Origin of the sequence: Roseivirga spongicola (assembly GCF_001592965.1) — a bacterium.
In the GTDB taxonomy this organism is placed as follows: Bacteria; Bacteroidota; Bacteroidia; order Cytophagales; family Cyclobacteriaceae; genus Roseivirga; species Roseivirga spongicola.
Genome location: NZ_LRPC01000001.1, coordinates 76,519 through 99,317, shown reverse-complemented (window position 1 = coordinate 99,317; position 22,799 = coordinate 76,519). Strand labels below are relative to the sequence as shown.

Genomic DNA, 22,799 nt, shown 5'->3' with positions numbered 1-22,799 from the left:
GTTGATTATTTACCGAGAATAGTTTTTTGATCTAGTTTAATCAGTGAATTCAAATCATGTACTACTACATTATTTATTCCTGTTCCATTAATTACTTCATTTAAGAAGTCTTCTAATTCCAAACGGTCATTAAACTCTTGGGTTCTTAAGGCTAAGCTTAGTTTTGGCCCAAGAATTTTTACTTCTTCCTGAATTGCATTTACGATTGACTCTAAGTTTTTACGCTCATAAGCCATTAGAACAACTTCATCTACCAGAGGTTCCAATTTGCTAAGAAAGTCTTCTGGGTAGAATACAGGAAGTGAAATTGAAACCTTCAAATACCCGTCTGCGGCTTGTTCGAAGGTCTGTAGAACCTGAATTATATTATTCAAGTAAACGTCTTTTTGACTGTCCCAATCATTGAAAGTGTGTGGTTCAATATCAAATTGGACTCCATCGAAACCTTGGAGAATAATGGTCTCTGCTAGTTCTTTTACACCGTCAGGGTCTGGATTCTCCGCTAGGGAATTTTTGCCAACTAAACGATATACAGAAGCTCCTTCTCTTTGGTAATTCTTGACGGCCTGTAGCACTACTTCATTACTTAATTGACCTTGAGAAAGGAATAGGCGGTCGAATTCATTATTCAACGCATACTTAATCAGAAATTCGGTCTCATAATTCTGCAGGCTTTCCGACCATACATAAACGGCTCTATTGCCGGCCATTTTATCGAATAAATGACTGAATTGAATTGGCTCAGAGATGTCTCTAATATCGGTTGCATCTAAAAGTGAGTATATTTTAAGTAGCTTTAAATAGAGTTTTTGCTTTAAATCTAGTAGCTCGTAATCTATGGCGTAGAGCTCATCTAGATAAGTGACAGTGTTTAATGGGGTGAAGTTGGGGTCGTTTAGGTAGTCTTTGGTGAGCTCTCGCCTCAGTTTTTCTTGTGCTAGCTCCTTTTTTCCTAAAAAGTCAATGTATTGTTTTAGTGTGTATTCGTACTCATAATAATGATTCATTAGCTCATTATTAATAGTAGTCACCTGTTCTTGCATTTCAGATTTAATCACAGCTAGCTCCTTTTCTTGCAGTTCCTCTCTTCTTTTTTCCTTGAATAAAGGAGCGGTAAATGTGGCGCCAACCGAACCGAAAGTTCTTATGGTTGCATCGTCAGAGTCGAATAAGTTATACCTAGCATATGTTCTTAGGTTAAAGTCTTTGTTCTTTCTGTAGTTTAATTCTAGTCTTTGTTGTTCCAGCTCAAGAGTTCTGTCTTGTAGACTATCCATCGATACTCCAGAGAACACCTTGCTAGGGTCAATTTCCATAACAGGTAAGTAATTGGCATTTAAACTTCTGTCGAAGTTGAGCTCTACATAAGCACTATCAAAACCCTGATTGTAGTTGTTCAGGTTCTTCAGCATACTTTCAAGGCTTGCCCTCTTGCTCTTTAGCTCCAGTATTCTTTCCCACGGCATGGCTCTTACTAAATACAGGTCGGAAGCAAGATCTAGAAAGTTATCTATGAGTTGTTTCCTTCGTTCTAAATGGACAATCTGAGCTTTGTTGAAGAGGTAAATAATGTAGTTGAATGTATAAACGTAATTGCTAGATTTGGCATCTTTCTGCTGCAGTAGCTCATTGAGTTCGTTCTCAATTTCAATTTGCTTAACAGCATCCTTATTGGCTCTTAAGCCACTTCCCAAAAGTCTCCAGTCTAAACCAATACTAGCTCTGTTTCTAAAGAATAAGTCTTCGCCATCGAACACCCCAGGCCTAAAGTTGTAAGTGTATGCTGAGTAGAACCCAAGACCTATATCACTTTTCAAGGCAGATGCGCGGCTGTCATTAAACTGCTTAATTAGCTCGTATTTGGAAGTTTTTGTATAGTTCCCTTCAAAAACACGGGCTACACTCTCAAAGCCTGTGGTATCCGTTTTCTTTGGAAGGCGCACAACGGATTCATAGTAAAGTGCTTCTGCATTTTCTACCATTCGCTCTAGTCTCTGAAGGTAATCTGGGACTTTGTTTGGTAGAGGGGTATTCATTTCTTCGTTTAGCTTGTAGCCAACAAAAAGATTTTGTCCCGTACGAATAGCGTTTGAATTGAGGTTATTTAATTCCCTTAGTTTGGAAACTGGTATATCGTATTTTAATGAAATACGGTATAGGTTTTCACCTAGCTCTACTTTGTGAACAAGGCGCACAGAATCTGTCTGCCCCAAAACGAATTGAAATGAGGAGGCAAGTAGCAGTGTTAAAAAAAACGTCTTTCTATTCAATAAAAACTAGGTTTCGGAATATCTGAATAATTATAAATATACGCTTAGTTTTTCAATGTGTTTGAATACACCTTTGTTCAAAAAACTTGAAAATTCTCCCAAGAGTACTTTTTGCAGAAGGCTACATCGCCTCATTTCTGTCCGAAAATATGAAAAGCCAAGCTGTAAAAAGTAAGAAAGCTGTAAAAAGCAAAATTTATGCTCTAACAGAATTCTTCTTTGGTTTGGGTAACGAATAAATGACTTTAAATTGTGTTTGAAGGGGCTTTTTGCCCCAATTACTAAGAAAGAATATACCGCTTTATTGGTTAGATTCACGTCTCACATTTAATACTTTAGTCTCAAATTGGGAGGAGTTGCTGAACTAAACCCTTGATTGCCAGCGTTGGGTGACATGGTGTGATTTATGTACACTTAAAATCATTGAATTAGACATATGAATAAAAAGATTATAGCTGCTGTTTTAGTGTTTGTTGGTATAGTGGGGTGCGATTCGCCTGAAGATGATATCAACGTAGGTGAGGAGATTAAGGTAGGAGAGGCTGTAGAAAGCAATAGAATTGTTTTGCTCAATGAGAAAATCAACATTGCTAACGGAGATGGCGCTTCTGTAGGAGGGTTTGTCAATGGCAATTATGCTTTTGCTAGTGCTGCAAATCAGGATTACGACTGTGATAGAACTATATCATCTAATACTAATGGAACTACTATTGATAAGAATGAAGTAGTTTGTGTTGATGCTGGTGTTACACTCTCTGGTAACATCAATATGAAAGGAGGGACTCTGGTTGTTTATGGTACGGCCAACTTAAGCAATATCAACGGTAATAAAGGAACGTTAGTGATTGCTGAAAGCGGTAGTTTCAGTATAAATAACCTCAATATTAATAATCAATTCTTGGTTATTAATCACAGCCATAATTTTAACACGAGTAATCTGAATGTTTCCGGAGATATGGAGAACTACGGAGATATTCAGCTGAACCAGATAAATATTAATGGGAATGGTTCTTTCTCTAACCATGGTGCACTTATTATCAATAACAGCCTACAGGTAAACAAAGACTTTTACAATTATGCTTCTTTGACTGTAAATGGCGACCTAACTATAAATGGAGGCGCTGAGTTTGTGAATGACTGTAAGGTGATAATCCAAAGGAACTTTACAGTGAATAAGGATATTGAAACTAGCGGTTACATAGAGGTTGGTAACACACTTACCGTAAATGGTGGTGGAGTAATTACAATGGCAGAGTCGGCTTACATTAAAACCACAGACTTAATGCTAAACAATATCATTGAAGGGTCCAATGCAGGTTTCGCTAGAGTAGATGTGGCAAATAGAACTACAATAAACGGTGGAGGACGCCTCAAAAATAGAATAGACTTTAACGATGCTAATGGAATTGAAGTAAATACTGGTCAGATTGAGTCAGCCGTAACATTGAATCAAGATATCTACTTGGCACCAACAGCTTGTAACCCAGGAACCGCTGGTGTACTTGCTGAGCCAGAATATACTTTAGTGGCAGATATCAGTGTGCCGCAAGTAAAGGGAGTTAATTTGAGTGCGACTGATGTTACTTATGCCGATGGTCTAGCATTCATTAGCTATCACTTAAACGGAAATCAGTATGCGGGTGCTATTGATGTGCTCAATTTGGCAAATGTAAATGCTCCTTCGTTCACGGTAAATTATACCAGTGAATCTCGAGAGTTTAATGCCTTAAATATTTATGACGATCAGTTGGTGTTGGCAGGTCAACGCAGTAAAGAAGAGTCTGGTTATACGGCAAATTCTACCAATGGTGCCTTGCTCTATGTAGTAGATGTTGTAAGTGGCGATCAATTAGAAAATTCAATTGATTGGCAAGAAATACCTATGCCAAGTTTCAGCGGCAATAGTGTAGATAAAATTGATAACAATACATTGCTCTTTGCCTCGGGAGCTTCGGGAGGTGGATTCTTCGAAGTGAATTTACAGTCGGGGTCAATTACTGCTTCTGAGGGAGAGAATTACGCCAAGTATGTGGAGGTAGTTGATGGAGTCAAATACAAACTAGTAGGCGGCAATGGAAATGCATCGTTAATTATTGAAGGAAATAGTGGTGTGACTACCATAGACCTTGGAGCTTCAGCAATGCCGGTTGATGGAAAGAATGTAATAGCGGTTTATGACAATAAGGCCTACGTTACTTTAGGTGAAAATGGTCTAGTGATAGTTAGTCTAGCCACTAACGAAGTAGTGGGGACGTACAACTATGATGGTCCAGGGCTTGCCAATGGAGTAGCGGTTGATGAAGATTTCATTTATTTGGCAAATGGTCAGTCAGGTTTAATCTTGTTAAGAAGGAGAAGCTTAAAGTACTACGGTCAATATAAGTATGATGGTAGTGCCAACCTGGTAGACGTTACAGATAATGTAATTCTTATTGCAAACGGTATTGGAGGAGTAAAGCTTTTGCTGAGAAATCAGTAAGCTAAAGTATAAAGATGGTATAAAGCCGGTTGCACTCGTAACTGGCTTTTTTATTCTAGGAGCACTTTAGAGGCAAAACAACTAGCCTCCAAAGGACATAAAAAAAGCCCTTCAAATGAAGAGCTTTTTAAAGGGTGGAAGATGGGACTCGAACCCACGACCTCCTGAACCACAATCAGTATCAGTTGAGTTTCATTGTAATCAATATGGCCTTATTTGCGGTAAATAAGGCTTTTTTCTTTTTATTTGATCCCAGTGAAAGGCGATGAAACTCAAAAAAGCACGCCGAAAGCACGCCGAAAATAGAAAGGAGTATCTATGGCCAAAGTAAAAGTAACCTTGGACAAAAGAGAGGATCATCGTCACAAAGACGGGAGGTGTCCTTTGGTTTTGAGAATATCTCACAAGCGTAAAACAAGAGATATCCCCTTTGATATCTATGTCTTGGAATCCCAGTTTAATCCTGACAAAAGAGAGATAAAAGGTGTAGTCAATGCTGTTCGAAACTCAAAACGTATCCAGAAAGCTTATAGTGATATTGATTTATGGCTCGATGAGAATAAGGCTGAAATAAAGCTTTGGGATATTACTAAGCTCAAAGATCAAATAGAGCGTAAATTCTTCAAGAAGCAATCCGAACTCAATCTATTCGAACATGCGGCTGATCTATTCACACGATTTCGTATGAAGGGAAAATACTCCACCATATCTTCCTATGAAGATGCTCTTAAGATTGTTGTGAAACATGGCATGAAGGCAAAAAGAAAGAAGGATACAGTTATCATCAAAACACTCTTTTCATGGAATGAGAAGGACGAAAAATATGAGGTGTTGAGTGAATACAGTATCTACGACAAACCAATAAAGGCTATTGATAAGAGTTTTGCCAAAAAGTTAGAAGCCTATATGAGCTCTCGGTTTAACTCGAAAAACACTGTGTTTATTCATCTAAGAAGTCTTCAGTCAATCATTAGTGATGCCGTTGATTCCTATGATGAGCTTAAGGGCCACAAGCCTTTTGAAGGTATTAAAAAAGTTAGTGTCCCGAATAAACCTGTGGTCTTGACCAGAAGCGAAATTGATAAGATCAGAAAGCTTAGACATGAGTTTGATAAAGCAAACCCGAAATACCATGTGATCAATTACTTTCTTTTCATGTTCAATAACATGGGTATGAACTTCGCTGATCTGGCACTGGCAAAAGTAAAATCATTCGATGGAGAGCGCTTCAACTACACTAGAAAAAAGACAGAAGAAGAAGGAGATCATTTCTCAATTCTTCAAAATGAAGAAAACCTTGAAATCATCAAGTTCTATAAGGGTAAGAAAAAGGGAGATGAGTATTTATTTCCTATCATCTCATTAGACACAATTGAGGAACGTATTTTTCGAGTAAGAAAGCAAAAAACCAAATGGTTTAATGATCATTTCAATGAAATAGCCTCTAAGCTGGAAATTGAGAAGAATATAACCACATACACCGCAAGAGATACTTGGACGAATATGGGGCTAAGCATGGGTATTGATATTCGTAAAATCTCTAAAGGTCTAGGTCATGCCAATGTAGAGACAACAGAAAAGCACTATCAACAAAGCATGCAGTTTAAACTACTTGATGAGATGAATGCCTGGATAACCGGAGATAAACAGCCCTAGCCTATCTTAAGGTGATAGGTAAATATGGTGGCATGAACCATGTAAGTTCATATCGTAACTTATTCATAATGTCATCTGGGCACTCTGTGTTTAAATCTACGAGGATACTGTAAGGTGCTATAAAACGCTCTTGGGATAAAAGACCAAAATTAGGTTGTGCCTCAGGCACGAATTCCTTAATGAATTTTACAACAAGAGATTTAACATACTCTGGGAAAAACTTAGGATTAGGTTCACCAATCGAAATCTTATCACTATTTGATTTCTCTGCTTCAAATGGGCTCTCAGGCTTTACGGATAGTGCATCCAAATATTCCTGAATTGTGTTTGGAGCACCACCAAGCTCTGAAAACTCTTTATACGCCCATACTGCACCGAAACGGACTGTAGCTTCAGGAGGCTTATTATTGTTGTCGTCAGGTCTTAATATTGCGAGCCCTAGTTCGTTTTCAAAAGCATGATTGATGATTTTTATAAACTCAACCTCTGAAATTGATTGATCATTTTTGGGAAGTAACTCCAAAACTTGATAGTGGTTATTATTGCATCCAAAAATCCTATTAGGATTGAATTTTACTTTCGGCAATGTTTTTAGGAAACTAAATTCCCATGCCGTGTTGCGGCTTTCTTCTGGTATATCAAGTAGTGCATTTAAATGATCTTCTGGTATTTCATGATCTCTTTTGAGTTCAGTGATGAGAGCCTCATCCCTAGAAACTTTGTGATATTTAACTCCTGATTCCTCAACGGACTTTACATCATGGCCACCAATTTGGAGTTTTCCATCCTTGATTGAGAATACCATATGCGCTCATTTCGCTTTTTGTATGAGTTGAATTTCACTCTTTTGGCTCTTTTACATTTAGTTGACGATTTTTCGACCTAAGGGTATGTCCAACCAAGTAGTTCTCCTGTTTTAGGATCAAACCTATATTCTCTCTCATTATACCCTGATGCCCAATAATTTCCATCTTCAAGATACAGGGCATGAAAACCTGAAGCTCTATAACCGCTTATTCTCCATATTACATTCCCATGGGTATCTACTTTAAGAATGTTGTCTTCTTGTAGCTTCATGCCTTTTGCCCATCCAAGTTCCTCAATTTTTCCTTCTCCGTCATAGATGAAAATAAACCCTTCATCATGTTCATGACCATAGATTATTTCTCCAGGTGCTTCGTAGATGACTGAGTTATTTGAGATAATAGAATTTCCATCAATTTTGAACATCTAATTGCCTCCAAAGGCTTTTTCTTTTTTTGGTTTTTCTTTTAGGAGTTCATTCAGTTGTTTTCTGAAGGATAGCCCCAACCTAGTGTTTTTCCCGTTTCAGGATCGAAAATGTGTTTTCTGTCATCGAATCCTGCAGCATAGAATTTTTTGTTCTTAATGTAGATGGCCCAAAATCCATAAGCTTTTTCACAATCGCTTATCTTCCAAATTTCTTTACCAGAACTACTAACTCTTAAAACATTGTGGTTTCTGATTTCAAGTCCAATAGCTTTCTCGTAATTATCGAAAACATCTTTCACATCATAAACCAGAATCAGGTCTTCATTATATAATATGTAATCTAACACTCTTCCAGGAGCTTCGTAGATTATCACACTGTCAAAAAGAACTTGATAGTCATCAATTTGGTACATTGCGTCTCCTATTAGAGGCCGTTGATTTCTAGCTGACTTAAAATAGAATAAGCACTTCTGTTTAGTTTAACAAACCTATTTATTGAGTGTTTCTTAATCGTTGATCTATAAGTAATCATTTTATAGATCAATTAATAATGGTATAATGATTTATATATGGTATATTTATAGATCACTATTAAGCCATTTAGTGATTAATAAAGGTGGAGATATAAATCATGACTTGGAATTGGCAAAATAAGAATTGGCCTCAATTCATTTATAACGAGGATGATTTCAAAGAATATGAACTCAAATTCTTCGAAAATGCAGGAGTGCTATACGGTAGCCTTCAACATGTTGATGAAGGTGAGCAAGAGGCTTTAAAAGTCAATCTAATCAGTGATGAAGCCTATAAGACCTCAGAAATTGAGGGTGAAATTCTGAATAGAGATTCTATTCATTCCTCTATCAGACGGCAATTAGGTTTACAGGTTGATCATCGTAGAGTGCAACCAGCAGAACAAGGTATTGCCGAAATGATGGTTGATCTTTATCGGAATTATAAAACTCCTTTAGATCAAAATGGTCTTTGCCTCTGGCATAAAATGCTCACAAATGGGAGGAGAGACCTGCAAGATATTGGGCGATATCGAACCCATGACGATCCCATGCAAATTGTATCAGGCCCAATAGGTCGGTCGATTATTCATTTTGAAGCCCCACCCTCAAAGGACGTATCTAAACAAATGACGAACTATATCAATTGGTTTAATAGCACCAATAAGGGCAATGCTAATGAATTACCTCTCCTCATTCGTTCTGCTATTGCTCACATATATTTTGAATCTATACATCCTTTTGAAGATGGTAATGGACGTATAGGTAGAGCGATTTCAGAAAAATCACTGTCTCAAAGTTTGGGAAAGCCAACATTGATTGCTCTTTCGCATACCATACAAGATCATAAAAAAGACTATTATGAGGCACTTGAAAAGAACAATAGAGATTTAAAGATATCAGACTGGATTGCTTATTTCTGTGAAATGGTATTGAAAGCTCAAAGCTTCACTCAAAAGACAATTAATTTTGTGATCGAAAAAGGTAAGTTTTATAAACGATTTGAAGATCAAATTAATGAACGCCAAGCCAAAGTCATTGAAAGAATCTTTCAAGAAGGGATCAAAGGGTTTGATGGCGGGTTAAGTGCCAAGAATTACCAAACTATCTCGGGTGCTCCAAGTGCCACAGCCACTCGTGATTTAACACGGTTAGTTGAGATTGGAGCCTTTACTAAAACAGGAGAGCTCAAAGGCACACGTTATCATTTGAACTTCAAGGCGTAAAATAAAGGTGCCAGCTTAATTTCTTTTCTTAAAAGAAGTTCCATTCTTCGATAGCTGAATACGGTATTAATTGAGATTTTTTACGTGTGTATCGATTTCTTGACTATCGTTCTTCAACAAGTCAGCACTTTAAAGTAAGGGTAAGAGATCTATTTTGCACAGCCTGAATTTGAGAACCTAGCCACTGGTAGTATATATAGCTTTCTTTGTTTATTAAGAGTGTTGTTTTTGTTGCAACGACATAGCTATAAGAAATACCCTTCTTCTAAGGCGAATTGATCGAGTATGACTAATATCGCTTTATAATTCTATTAAAGCATGCCCCGAGAGATTCCCTTTTCTTATTATTCCTTATTCACACAGCTTAATATTTCATATACTTATTATAAAACTAAGATCAATTCTTTAAGTTCAATCTCAATAGCTGTGCATTAGCCGCACAGACAATGGTACTTAAGCTCATCAATGCGGCACCGATTGCTGGGTTGATCATGATGCCTTGATAAAACAAGACTCCTGCAGCAAGTGGTATCGCCACAACATTATAACCAGTCGCCCAAACCAGATTTTGCACCATTTTCTTATAAGTTGCTCTTCCGAACAAGATCAAATTGGCTATATCAGATGGGCTACTCTCGGTCAAAATAATATCGGCTGTTTCAGCAGCTACATCCGTTCCTGAACCGACTGCAATTCCAATGTCTGCTTTGGCCAATGCGGGAGCATCATTCACACCGTCTCCAGTCATAGCTACAAACTCTCCCTCACCTTGAAGCTTCTCAATCAGTTCAGACTTCTCATGCGGTAGCACATGGCTGTAGTAACCATCCAGTTTGAGTTCGTCTGCCACCGCTTTGGCGGTTTGTTCATTATCACCAGTGGCCATGAGCACCTTAATTCCTTTATCCTTCAAAGTAGAAATAGCATCCTTACTTTCACCTCTGATTTGATCTGATAAAGCAATGAACCCGATCAATTTGCCTTCCTTCAAAATGAAGACCACCGTTTCAGCTTTGTCAGTATTAGCTCCTTCCGGTGGGTCAATTCCTTCTTCTTTGAGATAACCAGGGCTTACAATCTGATACTGGGAACCATCTACTTTTGCGCTTACTCCTTTACCTTTGGTAGAGCTAAAATCAGAAGCTGAAGGAAATTTAAGATCACGCTTTTTGGCTTCATTCACTATACCCCTCGCAATAGGGTGTTCTGAGCTTTGCTCAACCGCTCCGGCCAAAGCCAATAATTGATCTACCGAACTGTCATCAAGAGATTCGATACGGTTCACACCAAAGTTACCTTCTGTGAGTGTACCTGTTTTATCGAATACAATAGCAGAAATTTTTCGACTGTTTTCAAACGCTGTACGGTTTCTTATGAGCAATCCATTCTTGGCTGACAAGGCAGTTGATATGGCGACAACCAATGGCACGGCTAAACCCAGAGCATGCGGGCAAGTAATAATCATCACCGTTACCATTCGCTCTAGGGCAAAGTCCATCCCCTGAGAACTAAAAAAGGCCCAGGCGATAAATGTGATAAGACCGACTCCAATAGCAATATAAGCCAACCAGCCAGCCGCTTTGTTGGCGAGGTTCTGAGTCTTAGACTTAGTCTGTTGTGCCTCCTCTACCAGCTTGATAACCTTATTGAGATAGCTATCTTCACCAGAAGATTTCACTTCGACTTTTATACTTCCATCACCATTGATCGCCCCTCCAATGACTTCATCACCTTTAGTTTTCTCTACTGGCTTACTCTCACCAGTCAATGCACTTTCATTCAGATCACTATCACCTTCTACAATCTTACCATCTGCAGGTACTTTCTCACCTGGCTTGATAAGGATAATATCGCCTTTCTTAAGCTCACTGATCTTAACGTCATGAATGTCATCACCATCTACTTTGTGCGCCTCAGAAGGCATTAATTCTGCTAATTTCTCTAAGGCCTTTGATGCGCCCATAATGGATCGCATCTCTAGCCAATGGCCTAAGAGCATGATGTCTATTAAAGTCACCAACTCCCAATAGAACACCTTTCCGTCCAGCCCCAATACAACAGCACTGCTATATGCCCAAGCTACTGTTATCGCTATGGCAATCAGTGTCATCATGCCTGGACCACCTTCTGAAAGCTCGTCTTTCAAGCCCTTTAGAAACGGCCAACCCCCATAGATGAAGATGAAAGTGGCTAACGCAGCAGCCACGTATCCTATACCGGGAAAGCTAAATGAAAAGCCGAGGAAGCCTTGGATCATTTCTGAGAAAGCTAATACAGGGATAGAAAACGCAGTATTGATGTAGAAACGCTTTTTAAAATCCTCGATCATGTGGGCATGATGGTCGTGATGACCACCCGAATGATTACTATGATTATGGTGATTTTCTGAATGTTTGTGATGATCCATGAGAATTATAGAATTATGAATTTTAAAATCAAACCAGTTGAGAGCCACAGATAGCAGGCAATCGCTATGTATTTCAATATGGCTTCAAGTAAAGGACTCTTTGGAGCCATTTCACGATGGTGTTTCACATCTTTTCCTTTAAAAAATCCGAAATAGATTAGAATGCCTGAAATGACTATAAAGGCGATATTCAACCAGAAAGTATAATCAATCTTAAAGTGTTCTTTTTGAGTAATACTCACCGAAGAAGCATCAGGTAACATCCCCAATAGGTCTAATCCATAGTGAAGACTTAGTGCCGTACCGATCAGAGAGGTGAAGAGGAGGAACAGTATAAATAATGACATTTTCCATCCATAGTATTTGGCATTTATTCTCAGTACTGGAAACACCACTAAGTCACTAAAAATGAATGCCATGACCCCTGCAAAGCTTACACCTTTGGTAAATAAGAGAGCCGCTAATGGAATATTACCCATAGAACCGATAAAGGTTAAAAAGGCAGCGACAGGCCCCACTATGACATGCTCTAATAGCTCTAAGAAGGTAAAGGATTCTACATCTGTTCCTGAATTGATAAATAGAGTTTGAAAAAAGGAATCTGGGACAAACGCTGATGTAATCCCTGCTATAGTAAAACCAATCGTAACGTCCTTCCATACCATCTTCCATTCCATAGCATATTGCTTACCCACTTTCGCCCAACTTTGATAAGATTTGATTTTATCTGAAAAACTTTCGTCTGATTCCTCATCAGAGCTTGCTTCTCCTAGATTCTTCCTTGCTTGCTCTATAAGTTTTCTAGGTCTAATTATTTTTATGAGTAGCCAGCTAAAGAATATGAGCATTAAGCCCCCAACATATTCACCGACTACAAATTGCCACCCAAGGAAGATAGAAATGATAATTCCCAACTCCACCACCAGATTGGTAGATGCAAGCATGAATGCAATGGATGAAACAAAACTTGCACCTTTTTGAAAAAGAGACTTGGTGGTTGCTAATGCTGAAAAACTGCAAGAACTAGAGATAAATCCAAAAAACGTACCCAGAGAAATGCTTTTCCACCCCTCGTCTCCCATTGTTTGCTGCATTCGTTTCTGGGTCACAAAAATTTGGATCATGCCGCTAACAGCATAACCTAGAATAAAGGCCCATAAGGCCATCCAAAAAAAACCAGTAGAGGTATAAGCAGCTTCGCTCCATTGATTCAAGAATTCAATCATAGCCGTTTCCTTATGCGTTTTTGACAGTAAAAGAGACACTCACATCATCCCATGAAATGACAATTGTTCCTGTTTTAGCATCTTCGGCTATCACTTCATAGGTCAGAGATTCTACTGGTTCTTCGAGTTTTTCAGGAGTGACCTTGAGTCTGACTATATCTTCTGCTTCATTATATTCATCAACTAAGTGTTGATCCCAATTTTTGTTAATAATGACAGTCCATTCGTCCTCTCTAGGAATAGTGAACAATGCGTACTTGCCTTCAGGGATTTCAATTCCACCTATTTCCACATCCTTTGAAAAGCGGATAGATGTAGCATTGTGCGCTCCTGTGACCCATACCTCTCCATAGGCAACTAGTCCGCCAAATATTTGACGGTCTCTTTTGCTTGGCGAATGATATTCTATGTGTACATGGTTTTCACCGATAATGCTCATTGCTTGACTGGCTGGACTTTTTGACTTTGGTTGCTCTTTGCCTTCAGCCATATGAGCGGAATGATCTACTTCGTCTGACTTCTCTTCTGTTTGCTTATCGCCAGAAGCAGAACAAGCGGTCAAAAGCAAGGCTAGCATGATTGCATATATGTATTTCATAGTTTTAATATTAGGTTCTAAGTCTTCTTCTTTTCCTTCTTGTAGTGATAAAGAATAGGGTAAATCCAGATGCTACGGTGAATAACCCGAACAATGAAAATGCCCGTAGTAGAAGGTTATTGAAGTCATCCCTTCCCTGATAATCCATGGTATGAGACATCCATAGGAAATCGAAATAACGCCAAGATTGATGCCTTACGCGTTGGAAGCTACCATCACGTTCTGATATATATGCTATCAGCTTATCAGAACTATCAAATTTTACCGCCCAGGCTGGTAATGGTCTTCCCCTGTATTCATGGTGAGCATTAACTTCAGTGAGCAGTGAGCTTGATACGATTTCAAAATCATCCCTCACAAATTTTCTTGCAATTCGTTCTGCTTCATTTTTTGTAACACCTTGTTTTTGTATTCCAGTCTCTGAGTTGATGAGTAAGGAATCATTTACCCATAAGTAAGCTTTGCCATCAATCATTCGGAGAGCCAGTTCACTCACCATTAGTGAGTCAGGAATGTTGAGTGCTTCTAATTTTACCGACTCACTAACGGGTTCCAAAAAATGATCACCATGGATTTTGTCTATGTCTGTCCAACTAAAGTAAAGTCCACTTATCGTCCAAAACATGAATTGAATGCCAATGATTACACCCAACCATCGATGTGTCTTCCTAATATAGTATTGATTGTTTTTTCTCATTGGAAAATTTAATTCATAGCTCTTGAAGAACTGTGCGTTTTAATGATTTTCCAGTTGCCATCGATCTTTTTTAGCACGGACGTTGCAGTTGCTTTTCTTTCAACTTTTCTAGCTTCTTCCTTTAGGACAATGTTGTAGATATACGATTCAGTGGTGAATGCATACGGCATGTCCACGATAACACTGATCTCATAATCGCTGAATGTAAAGGATTCGAAGTGTCCTAATTCCGGGCCGATGTGATTTGCAATATAATCACGATAGGTACCTTCAATTTTACCTTGCTCTAGTACTTCCGAGTTTTCAGTAAAAAGTGCATAGGACTTGGTTACATCGAGGCTTTCAAGCGTTTCCTTGTAGGTCTTCATCACTTTTTTAACAGCGCTTTCTTCTGCTACCTGATCAACAATTACTTCGTTCTTCGCCTCATCTTTTGTCTCTAAACTTGAAGTTGAACAAGAGGTAAGGGCTATAATGGTTAGTAGGTATAATATCTTTTTCATGGCGTAAGGTTGTTTTAATTATTGGGTATTGAGATTTTCAAAAAAATCAATTAGCCGCGCAGTTTCTGCTAGTGACAATTTGGCCTCAGAATGCATCCAGAGATATTCTTCCAGAGGCATTTTACCATCTCTCAACTGAGATATCACAGAGCGAATTTTCTCTCTCTGCATACGCCCTGAGTATTCCTGAAAGGTTGAAAAATTCAAGTCATCTTTTCCTTCTCGGATGTGCTTTTGGAGAAACCAAACGAATGGACGTACACGACCGTACCATGGATAATTTGTGTTGTTGCTATGACAATCATAGCAAGAGGATTCAACCATCGTCTGGATATTGATCGGAGCCTCAATGTGTTGAAAGAAATCGGTTTTAAGAACTTCATCATTCTGATTAGTGGGTACTGGGACGAATTGAATCCCAATACCCACAACTAAAATGACTAAAAGCGTCTTTTTGAGCATAATTATAACTTAATCACTTCTTCGACCCGTCCACATTTAAGCATTGACGAACCAAAAAGTGGATTTCGGACTTCCTCATTCGCACTAAGCCACATACCACCTTTGTTGCCGTCATACATGGGGCAAAACTGGTGATAAAGCGTACGATCCGTGCCTATAATTCCGGCCAGATCCTTAATATCCTTGCTCAAAGCTTCAAAATGTTCTCTCTGATGTCCGATCTCGCTCTCAGAAATATGCTCACCGTGGTTTTTCGCCACTTCAACAATATCTTTCAGTTCTTTCTGCTGACCAGCCGGAAATGCTGATAAATCAAGTGATCCTAAAGCTACTGCTAATGTTCCACCTGCTTTGGCAGCACCTTCCTGATTATCATTAACCAATGCATCTTTTACATCCAGGTAGGCATCAAGTACTGGGGTTAATGCGTTTCCATTCGGATTTTCAACGGCAGCCGCTTTGCTAGATTTAGCTACTGGTTCAGCCTTCTTTTCGGATGTTGTTTCATCTTTTTTTGTTGATCCACAGCTCACGATTAGGGCCGCAAATCCCATTGCGAATAGTACTCTTTTCATTTTTCTAAAGGTTAAATTTTATGTTTTGTTTAATTAAGGTCTTCGGTTACTTCTCCACATGTAAGCATCGCGTCACCGAAATAGGGGTTCATTATTTTTTCTGAATTGCTCAGCCAAAATGCTCCTTGATTGTTTTTTGCCATTGGGCAGAATTGGCGATACCCTTCAATTTTCACTTTAAATTTCTTTAGTGAATGATAGAGTTGGTCACTCAATGGGGAGAGCATCATTCGAGCCTTTTCAATATCCGATTCACGAACTATGCCTTCTGTAGCTTCCTGGAGCACTTCCAGATCTTTCATCCATTCGATATGTCCTTCTCCTTTGACGAACTTCATATTTACCTTGTCAATTGTGGCTTGGAGATTCTCTGCTTCTTGACTCGCTGTTTTTGCATCACTTTGGATGAGTGCATCTTTTACAGGTAAATAGGCATTGAAGACGGCTTGCAATTGGCCTTGAAACTTCGGATCGCTGGCATAGGTCTGATCAAATTTATTGACCTTTAATTGCTCACTCATTAGAGGTTTAGAGTGATCCATCTGCGATGAACTTTGGTTCAATTCTCCATGATTATGACCTATCATTGCGGCTCCACCTTCGGGAGCCATCATTGAAGGCTTACCAGAAAGCTGAGCAGCCGCATCAATTGAGAATGCTCCACTAACGGCAATCTCTTCTCCTGCCATTAAGCCACTTTCCACGATGTAAGAATCTTCTAAAGATGGACCCAAGACGACCTCTCGCATCTTAAAATGAAGCCCTTTACCTTCTGATGTTTTAACGTAAACCACTGAGCGTTTACCTGTCCATAGCACTGATGATTCAGGTATGATAAGCTGATCTTTGCGCTTTTCTAACTCGGCTTTAATAAGCCCAGATGCAAACATTTCAGGCTTTAGGTTTTTGTCAATATTTTTGACTACTACACGAGCCTGTGCTACTCGGGTTTGAGGATTAATAACAGGGTCGATAAAATCCAGTTTTCCTTCATAGGTTTTTCCAGGAAGTGAGGCCACTGTGAAATAGACAGAATCTCCTTTGCTAACCCAAGGGAGGTCACTTTCGTAAACATCAAATAGTATCCATACCTGAGACAGGTCAGCAATCTCGTAGATGGCCTGCCCAGCCTTCACATGATCTCCGAGGTTGATATTTTTTGCAATGACATACCCTGAATGATCGGCATTAATAGGAAATTCATCCTTGGCCTCGCCAGTATTAATCACTGCATCTATTTGGGCTTCTTCAAGTTTCCAGTTTTTCAGCTTTTCACGAGCAGCCTTATATAGATTGGGTTGTTTCTCTCTGATCTTATAGGCCTCAAAAAGTTCTTCTTGTGCTGTGACCAATTCAGGGGAATAGAGGTAAGCAATAGGTTGGCCTTTTTTCACATATTCTCCTGTAAAATTGACCATCAGTTTTTCAATCCGACCTGGGAAATGAGAGGTTTGAGAATAAACCAGTCGTTCATCTTCTTGAACTTTCCCATTTAATTGGATATTCTTGACAGGCCTTAAACTTCCTGCTTGGGCTGTGGCGACACTGGCAAGCTGCATTGCGGTTGGTGACATCGATATGGCCATTGGATCAATCCCATCACCCTCGTCCTCTTCAAGTGGAATAAGGTCCATCCCACATATTGGGCACTGGCCAGACTCACCCTGTCTTATTTGAGGGTGCATGGAGCATGTCCAAACGGTTTCCCCATTAATAACCTCAGTATGGGAATGATCATCAGCCGAAAGATTTTTAACAGAAGTACTTCCGCTAAAAATAAACCACCCGATTAATAGCCCCGCACTCAGAATCACAAGGCCTATTACTATTAATTTTTGAACAGATATTTTCATGATTAAAACTTCTTTGCTGTTAAGTACTGGAGCTTTGCCAGAGAAATATGATACTTCATAAGTGCTGTAGCTTTCATTTTTTGATATTTTAGAAGCTGCTGTTGCACACGCAGCACTTCTTCGAATTCTTTACCTGAATTACCGTAAGCGGTGAGCAAAAGGTTTAATACTTGCTTGGTTTGATCAATTTGCTCATGGTAAAGAGCTACTAATTGGCTTTGTTGTGATAATTCAAAAATACCCATCTCATATCCAGATGTAAGGGTGTTGATGGTATTTACCCTTTGGAGTGTGTAGGCCTGCTGCTTTAATTGCGCTTCTTTCTTTGCAGCTCTGTATTTTCCTCTGTAAAGAGGGATACTAAATGAGACCATCGGCATTAAGGCGTCCTGACCATCATCGGCTATACTTGTGCCAGAGGCTAGATCATCTCTTGTACCAACGATCATATAGTCCAACCCCAGGCCAAGCTTCGGTAGCCCTTGCTTTTCAGCTAGAATTTCTTGGGCTTTACTAGCATTGATCTTATACTCTAATTCCTGAATAACAGGATTGTTTTTGTAGACTGAATCTTTTGGATAGACTTCAGGATCATCAGGAATCAAAAGTGAATCTGGTGTTTCAACAGGTTCAAATTCATCTCTGTTGAGCAATTGATTAAAGAGACTAAGAAGTGGTAGTTTCTTCTCCTCTAAAATTTCAATATTGGTTTGCGAATCCTTCAACATCAAATCGACACGAAGTGCATCTACCAATGAGCCTTCAGTATTCTTAAATTTTGTGGTAGCTATCCTTTTATAAGACTCCAAAATCTCAGCATTTTCTCGTTCCAGTTCCAGCCATCTGTTTAGCTCATATAGAGGGTAGAAGGCAGCAGCGACCTTATAGTAAAGCTTGTTTCGTTCATCAAGAAACGACTGATATTGTGCATCAGCATTTAATGCAGCAACGTCCCCGCTTGCTTTAAGTGTCCCAAACCACGGAAACATTTGGTTAAATGATAACCTTGCTCGCTGTGGCCCAACACGGGTTTCAACCGGAGATATGAAATATCCAAAAGATAGTGTTGGGTCTGGTAAACTGTTAACCTGAGGTATTTTTTCCAGCAATGCTTCAAATGATTTGTATTTGGCCTGAAGACTAGGATTATTTTTTGCGGCTTGGACAAAATATTCCTCTAGTGTTTGAGCTTGAACTTGCAAACTCAAAAGCATGATAAGGCCTGATAAGCATATGATCTTCTTCATGATTCTTTCCTAAGTTTTCGTTCTTCTCTTAAACAGTATAGCACAGGGACAATGAAATACGTGATTGCTGCTACTAGCATGCCCCCGAAGGCTGGTATGGCCATTGGTATCATTATATCTGATCCTCTACCCGTAGATGTTAGGATCGGGAGCAAGGCAATTACTGTGGTGGCAGAAGTCATTACGGCTGGTCTGATCCTGCGTAAACCTGCCTCAATAACTGCCTCACGTATTTGCGGTACTGTTTTGGTTTTGTTTCTGGCAAAGCTTTGGTCGAGATAGGTGCCCATTAGTACCCCGTCATCAGTGGCAATTCCAAAAAGGGCGATAAAGCCTACCCAGACCGCCACACTTAAATTAATTGTCTTCATTTGGAAGAGATCACGCATGTTTGCTCCTAATAGCTCGAAATTGGCAAACCATCCTTGCCCGTAGAGCCAGATCATGATGAAGCCGCCTGTAAAGGCCATCGCAATTCCAGTGAAGATCATCAATGAGGTACTTACCGATCGGAATTGGAAATAGAGGATCAGAAAAACTATTCCTAGAACAACAGGTACAATGATGGATAACCGCTTTTCGGCTCTCACCTGATTTTCATAGCTACCAGAGAATTTGTAACTAATACCGGCAGGAACATTTAGATTTCCAGCACTTATCTGATCTTTAATAGCGGCTTGAGCGTCATTGACAACATCTACCTCCGCATAACCTTCTCTCTTATCAAACAGTACATAACCTACTAGGAAGGTCTCTTCACTTTTTATGGCTTGTGGCCCTCTTACATATTCTATGTCGACTACTTGTCCGAGTGGAATCTGTGCGCCTGTAGGTGTGGGAAGGAGAATGTTCGATAAAGTATTTGGATTATCCCTTAACTCCCTAGGATAACGTACCCGAACAGGAAAGCGCTCTCTACCTTCCACGGTAGTGGTGATTTTCATGCCACCAACGGCCGTTTCGATAGTCTGCTGTACATCTTCAATTGTAAGGCCATACCTTGATATCTCATCACGATTGATGTTCAAATGCATATAAGGCTTGCCCACGATCCGATCCGCAAAAACGGCTTCTGTCTTAACAGAGGGCACATTTTTCAATATATCTTCTAGTTGAATACCAAAGTCTTGGATGGTTTTCAGATCGGGGCCATACACTTTGATTCCCATAGGTGCTCTCATTCCTGTTTGCAGCATGACCAGCCGTGTTTCTATAGGCTGAAGTTTTGGAGCGGAGGTTACACCGGGGATTTTGGTAACCTTTATAATCTCATTCCAGATGTCGTCTGGCGATTGGACATGAGGCCGCCAGTTTCGGAAGTACGCACCATTGTTGTCTTCTATAAGATCAGATGAAGTTATTCCTTGCAGCAACGCTTCGTCATTAGTGATTTTATCACCTGAAGCAAGAACAAAATGACCATCTTTATCAGTTTTAAAGCGTTGGCGATGACCTTTTTTATTGGTAGCATATTCGGGCTTATAATTGATAACGTTTTCATACATGGAAATAGGAGCAGGATCGAGTGCAGATTCCACTCTACCTAGTTTACCGACTGTAAGGGATACTTCAGGGATGTTGGTGAGCAGCATATCTAGTTGACCAACTACCCTTCGATTATATTCAACACCGGAATGCGGCATAGAAGTCGGCATTAATAAAAAGCTCCCTTCATCAAGTGAGGGCATAAACTCTTTTCCTATCCCAGGAAAGGCATGAGTCAAAGATGACCAGACTTTGTTGGTTTGAATTTCGACACCCACTTTGTCAAAGCCTTTCTCCACAAAACCAAAAACCGCATTGAAACCCAGCCATATATTAATACCGAACAGAATTAGAAAAAATGGGATGATTAAGAATTTCCATTTATTGGCCAAACACCATTTAAGAATAGGACGGTAGTAATGTTCTAGTGCGTTGAATACGATCAGTATTGCCCCAACCAACAAGGCAACAAACAATACATTGGTCAATAGGCTCTCACTAGCACCGAGAGGTAGCCAATATTTGGCCAATAGCCAAACCACACCTAAAACCACAATGATAAGATCAAGGTGAGCTATTATACCTGAATACCATTGCTTAGGCCTATCTTCTTTCTCATACCAACTTTTGAAAAAGGAGCTGAGGGCAAATAGAATGAGCATAATTCCAGCCCACCAAGACGATAGCCACAAAGCCACAATACCTAAACATACAAGCCCTAGATTCGCAAGTTTGACTATGCGTCTGCTCTTAATCTTAAAACCAAAAAACCAGTGTGCCAATGTAGGTAAAATCAAAAGTGAAACAACCAATGCGGCCACTAAGGCGAAGGTCTTAGTAAATGCCAACGGCCCAAAAAGTTTGCCTTCTGCCGCTTGCATAGTAAAAACGGGCACAAAGCTTACAATGGTGGTAGAAACAGCAGTAAGAATTGCATTAGATACCTCAGCCGATCCTTGATATATTGTTTTAATAAGCTTCTGCTCATCAGGAGCTTCTTCTATATGTTTAATGATGTTTTCAGAGAGGATGATCCCTAAATCTACAATGGTACCAATGGCTATCGCTATCCCTGAGAGTGCAACGATATTGGCATCTACCCCAAAATACCGCATGGCAACAAAGACCATTAAGACAGTGATAGGCAATATGCTGGCGATAAGTAGCGAGGCTCTTAGGTTATAAACCATTATCACCACTACCAGTATTGAAATCAGTACTTGCAAGGAGATAGCCTCTTCTAAGGTGCCAAGTGTTTCATAGATCAACTGCGAGCGATCATAAAAAGGTACAATCGTCAACTGGCTAACAGTTCCATTACTTAAGGTTTTCTTGGGTAGTCCTGGAGCGATTTCCTTGATCTTATCCTTTACATTGTTGATCACCTGAAGTGGGTTAGCTCCATAGCGGGCAACCACTACACCACCGACCACTTCAGCACCATCTTTGTCCAACAAGCCTCTTCTGGTGGCAGGACCAAGTGACACTTTTCCAATGTCTTGAATTCTTATTGGTACATTTGCATTGACCGCGACTACTGATTTTTCTATGTCCTCAACCTTCTTAATGTAGCCCAATCCACGCACCAGGTATTCTGCCTGATTGATCTCAATTGTCTTTGCACCAACATCCTTGTTTGATTTTTGGACAGCCTGCATTACGCGGTGTAAGGGAATATTATAGGCTTTTAGGGCGTCAGGGTTAACATCTATTTGGTACTCTTGTACGAAGCCACCAATAGAAGCTACTTCTGAAACGCCTTCAGTCGCATTGAGACCATATTTGACATAGAAATCCTGTACGGTTCTAATTTCATGCAAATCCCAGCCACCAGTAGGATTACCATCAGGATCTCTTCCTTCTATTGTATACCAATACACTTGACCCAGAGCAGTGGCATCTGGACCTAAGGTCGGTTGAACACCACCCGGTAATAACCCCGATGGAATAGAATTGAGTTTTTCCAAAATTCGAGACCGACTCCAGTAAAATTCAATGTCTTCATTGAAGATGATGTAGATACTTGAAAAGCCGAATATGGATGAACTACGGATAGACTTAACCCCAGGAATACCCAGTAGATAAGTTGTTAGCGGATAAGAGATTTGATCTTCAATATCCTGTGGGGAACGTCCTTGCCATTGTGTGAAAACAATCTGCTGATTTTCTCCAATATCAGGGATAGCGTCAACTGGAACAGGATCAGAGGGTAAAGCACCAACCTGCCAGCCAAAAGGAGCTGTCACAATACCCCAGGTTATAAGGCCTAATAGAAGGAGTACAGTAACTAGTTTATTCTCTAAGAAAAATTTTATTATTCGATTTAACATGTATTTCGTTTTGATGACAAATCACACAGAGTGTTGGTGT

Annotated in this window: 17 protein-coding genes; 3 read left to right on the top strand and 14 right to left on the bottom strand. The window is 39.7% G+C overall.

Annotation, left to right across the window (positions count from 1 at the left end; all coding sequences use genetic code 11):
* Window positions 1–5 precede the first annotated feature (5 nt).
* The gene (locus AWW68_RS00420; protein WP_221405957.1) at window positions 6–2,195 is read right to left on the bottom strand and encodes a LysM peptidoglycan-binding domain-containing protein; all 2,190 of its coding nucleotides are present in this window, start codon (window positions 2,193–2,195) and stop codon (window positions 6–8) included.
* A 511-nt stretch (window positions 2,196–2,706) separates the two neighbouring features.
* On the opposite strand from AWW68_RS00420, the gene AWW68_RS00415 reads away from it, so the two are divergent.
* Window positions 2,707–4,749 (top strand): LVIVD repeat-containing protein, encoded by a 2,043-nt coding sequence (locus tag AWW68_RS00415; RefSeq protein WP_068215439.1) that lies wholly within the window; start codon window positions 2,707–2,709, stop codon window positions 4,747–4,749.
* A gap of 318 nt (window positions 4,750–5,067) precedes the next feature.
* Window positions 5,068–6,405 (top strand): tyrosine-type recombinase/integrase, encoded by a 1,338-nt coding sequence (locus AWW68_RS00410; protein WP_084375521.1) that lies wholly within the window; start codon window positions 5,068–5,070, stop codon window positions 6,403–6,405.
* Between the two features lies 1 nt (window position 6,406).
* On the opposite strand, the gene AWW68_RS00405 is transcribed toward AWW68_RS00410, so the two are convergent.
* The 3 genes from AWW68_RS00405 to AWW68_RS00395 form a co-directional block, all read right to left on the bottom strand.
* A complete protein-coding gene (locus AWW68_RS00405; protein WP_068215435.1) occupies window positions 6,407–7,210 on the bottom strand; it encodes a hypothetical protein in 804 nt (267 codons plus the stop codon).
* Between the two features lie 77 nt (window positions 7,211–7,287).
* Window positions 7,288–7,635: a hypothetical protein gene (locus AWW68_RS00400; RefSeq protein ID WP_068215433.1), complete on the bottom strand. Its 348-nt coding sequence runs from the start codon at window positions 7,633–7,635 to the stop codon at window positions 7,288–7,290.
* A gap of 53 nt (window positions 7,636–7,688) precedes the next feature.
* Window positions 7,689–8,051 (bottom strand): hypothetical protein, encoded by a 363-nt coding sequence (locus AWW68_RS00395; protein ID WP_068215431.1) that lies wholly within the window; start codon window positions 8,049–8,051, stop codon window positions 7,689–7,691.
* A gap of 218 nt (window positions 8,052–8,269) precedes the next feature.
* On the opposite strand from AWW68_RS00395, the gene AWW68_RS00390 reads away from it, so the two are divergent.
* Window positions 8,270–9,376: a Fic family protein gene (locus tag AWW68_RS00390; protein ID WP_068215429.1), complete on the top strand. Its 1,107-nt coding sequence runs from the start codon at window positions 8,270–8,272 to the stop codon at window positions 9,374–9,376.
* A 397-nt stretch (window positions 9,377–9,773) separates the two neighbouring features.
* Here the strand turns inward: AWW68_RS00390 and AWW68_RS00385 are convergent, their stop codons facing one another.
* The 10 genes from AWW68_RS00385 to AWW68_RS00340 are packed head-to-tail and all read right to left on the bottom strand — an operon-like array spanning window position 9,774 to window position 22,759.
* Complete coding sequence (locus tag AWW68_RS00385) at window positions 9,774–11,783, bottom strand: copper-translocating P-type ATPase (protein WP_068215427.1); 2,010 nt, start codon at window positions 11,781–11,783, stop codon at window positions 9,774–9,776.
* Window positions 11,784–11,788: 5 nt separating this feature from the next.
* Window positions 11,789–13,009: a permease gene (locus AWW68_RS00380; RefSeq protein ID WP_068215426.1), complete on the bottom strand. Its 1,221-nt coding sequence runs from the start codon at window positions 13,007–13,009 to the stop codon at window positions 11,789–11,791.
* Window positions 13,010–13,019: 10 nt separating this feature from the next.
* Window positions 13,020–13,607: a DUF2911 domain-containing protein gene (locus tag AWW68_RS00375; RefSeq protein WP_089082255.1), complete on the bottom strand. Its 588-nt coding sequence runs from the start codon at window positions 13,605–13,607 to the stop codon at window positions 13,020–13,022.
* A 10-nt stretch (window positions 13,608–13,617) separates the two neighbouring features.
* On the bottom strand, window positions 13,618–14,304 hold the full coding sequence (locus tag AWW68_RS00370) for a hypothetical protein (RefSeq protein WP_068215424.1): 687 nt from the start codon (window positions 14,302–14,304) through the stop codon (window positions 13,618–13,620).
* Between the two features lie 8 nt (window positions 14,305–14,312).
* The gene (locus tag AWW68_RS00365) at window positions 14,313–14,807 is read right to left on the bottom strand and encodes a YybH family protein (protein WP_068215423.1); all 495 of its coding nucleotides are present in this window, start codon (window positions 14,805–14,807) and stop codon (window positions 14,313–14,315) included.
* Window positions 14,808–14,825: 18 nt separating this feature from the next.
* Complete coding sequence (locus AWW68_RS00360) at window positions 14,826–15,269, bottom strand: heme-binding domain-containing protein (protein WP_068215421.1); 444 nt, start codon at window positions 15,267–15,269, stop codon at window positions 14,826–14,828.
* A gap of 2 nt (window positions 15,270–15,271) precedes the next feature.
* Window positions 15,272–15,844, bottom strand: a complete 573-nt coding sequence (locus tag AWW68_RS00355) for a DUF3347 domain-containing protein (protein ID WP_068215416.1) — start codon at window positions 15,842–15,844, stop codon at window positions 15,272–15,274.
* A gap of 29 nt (window positions 15,845–15,873) precedes the next feature.
* On the bottom strand, window positions 15,874–17,697 hold the full coding sequence (locus tag AWW68_RS00350) for an efflux RND transporter periplasmic adaptor subunit (RefSeq protein WP_068215414.1): 1,824 nt from the start codon (window positions 17,695–17,697) through the stop codon (window positions 15,874–15,876).
* Between the two features lie 2 nt (window positions 17,698–17,699).
* Window positions 17,700–18,944 carry a TolC family protein gene (locus AWW68_RS00345; RefSeq protein WP_068215412.1) on the bottom strand — a complete coding sequence of 415 codons (1,245 nt, stop codon included), beginning with the start codon at window positions 18,942–18,944 and terminating at the stop codon, window positions 17,700–17,702.
* On the bottom strand, window positions 18,941–22,759 hold the full coding sequence (locus tag AWW68_RS00340; RefSeq protein WP_068215410.1) for an efflux RND transporter permease subunit: 3,819 nt from the start codon (window positions 22,757–22,759) through the stop codon (window positions 18,941–18,943). The genes AWW68_RS00345 and AWW68_RS00340 overlap by 4 nt, the downstream gene beginning before the upstream one ends.
* Between the last annotated feature and the right edge of the window lie 40 nt (window positions 22,760–22,799).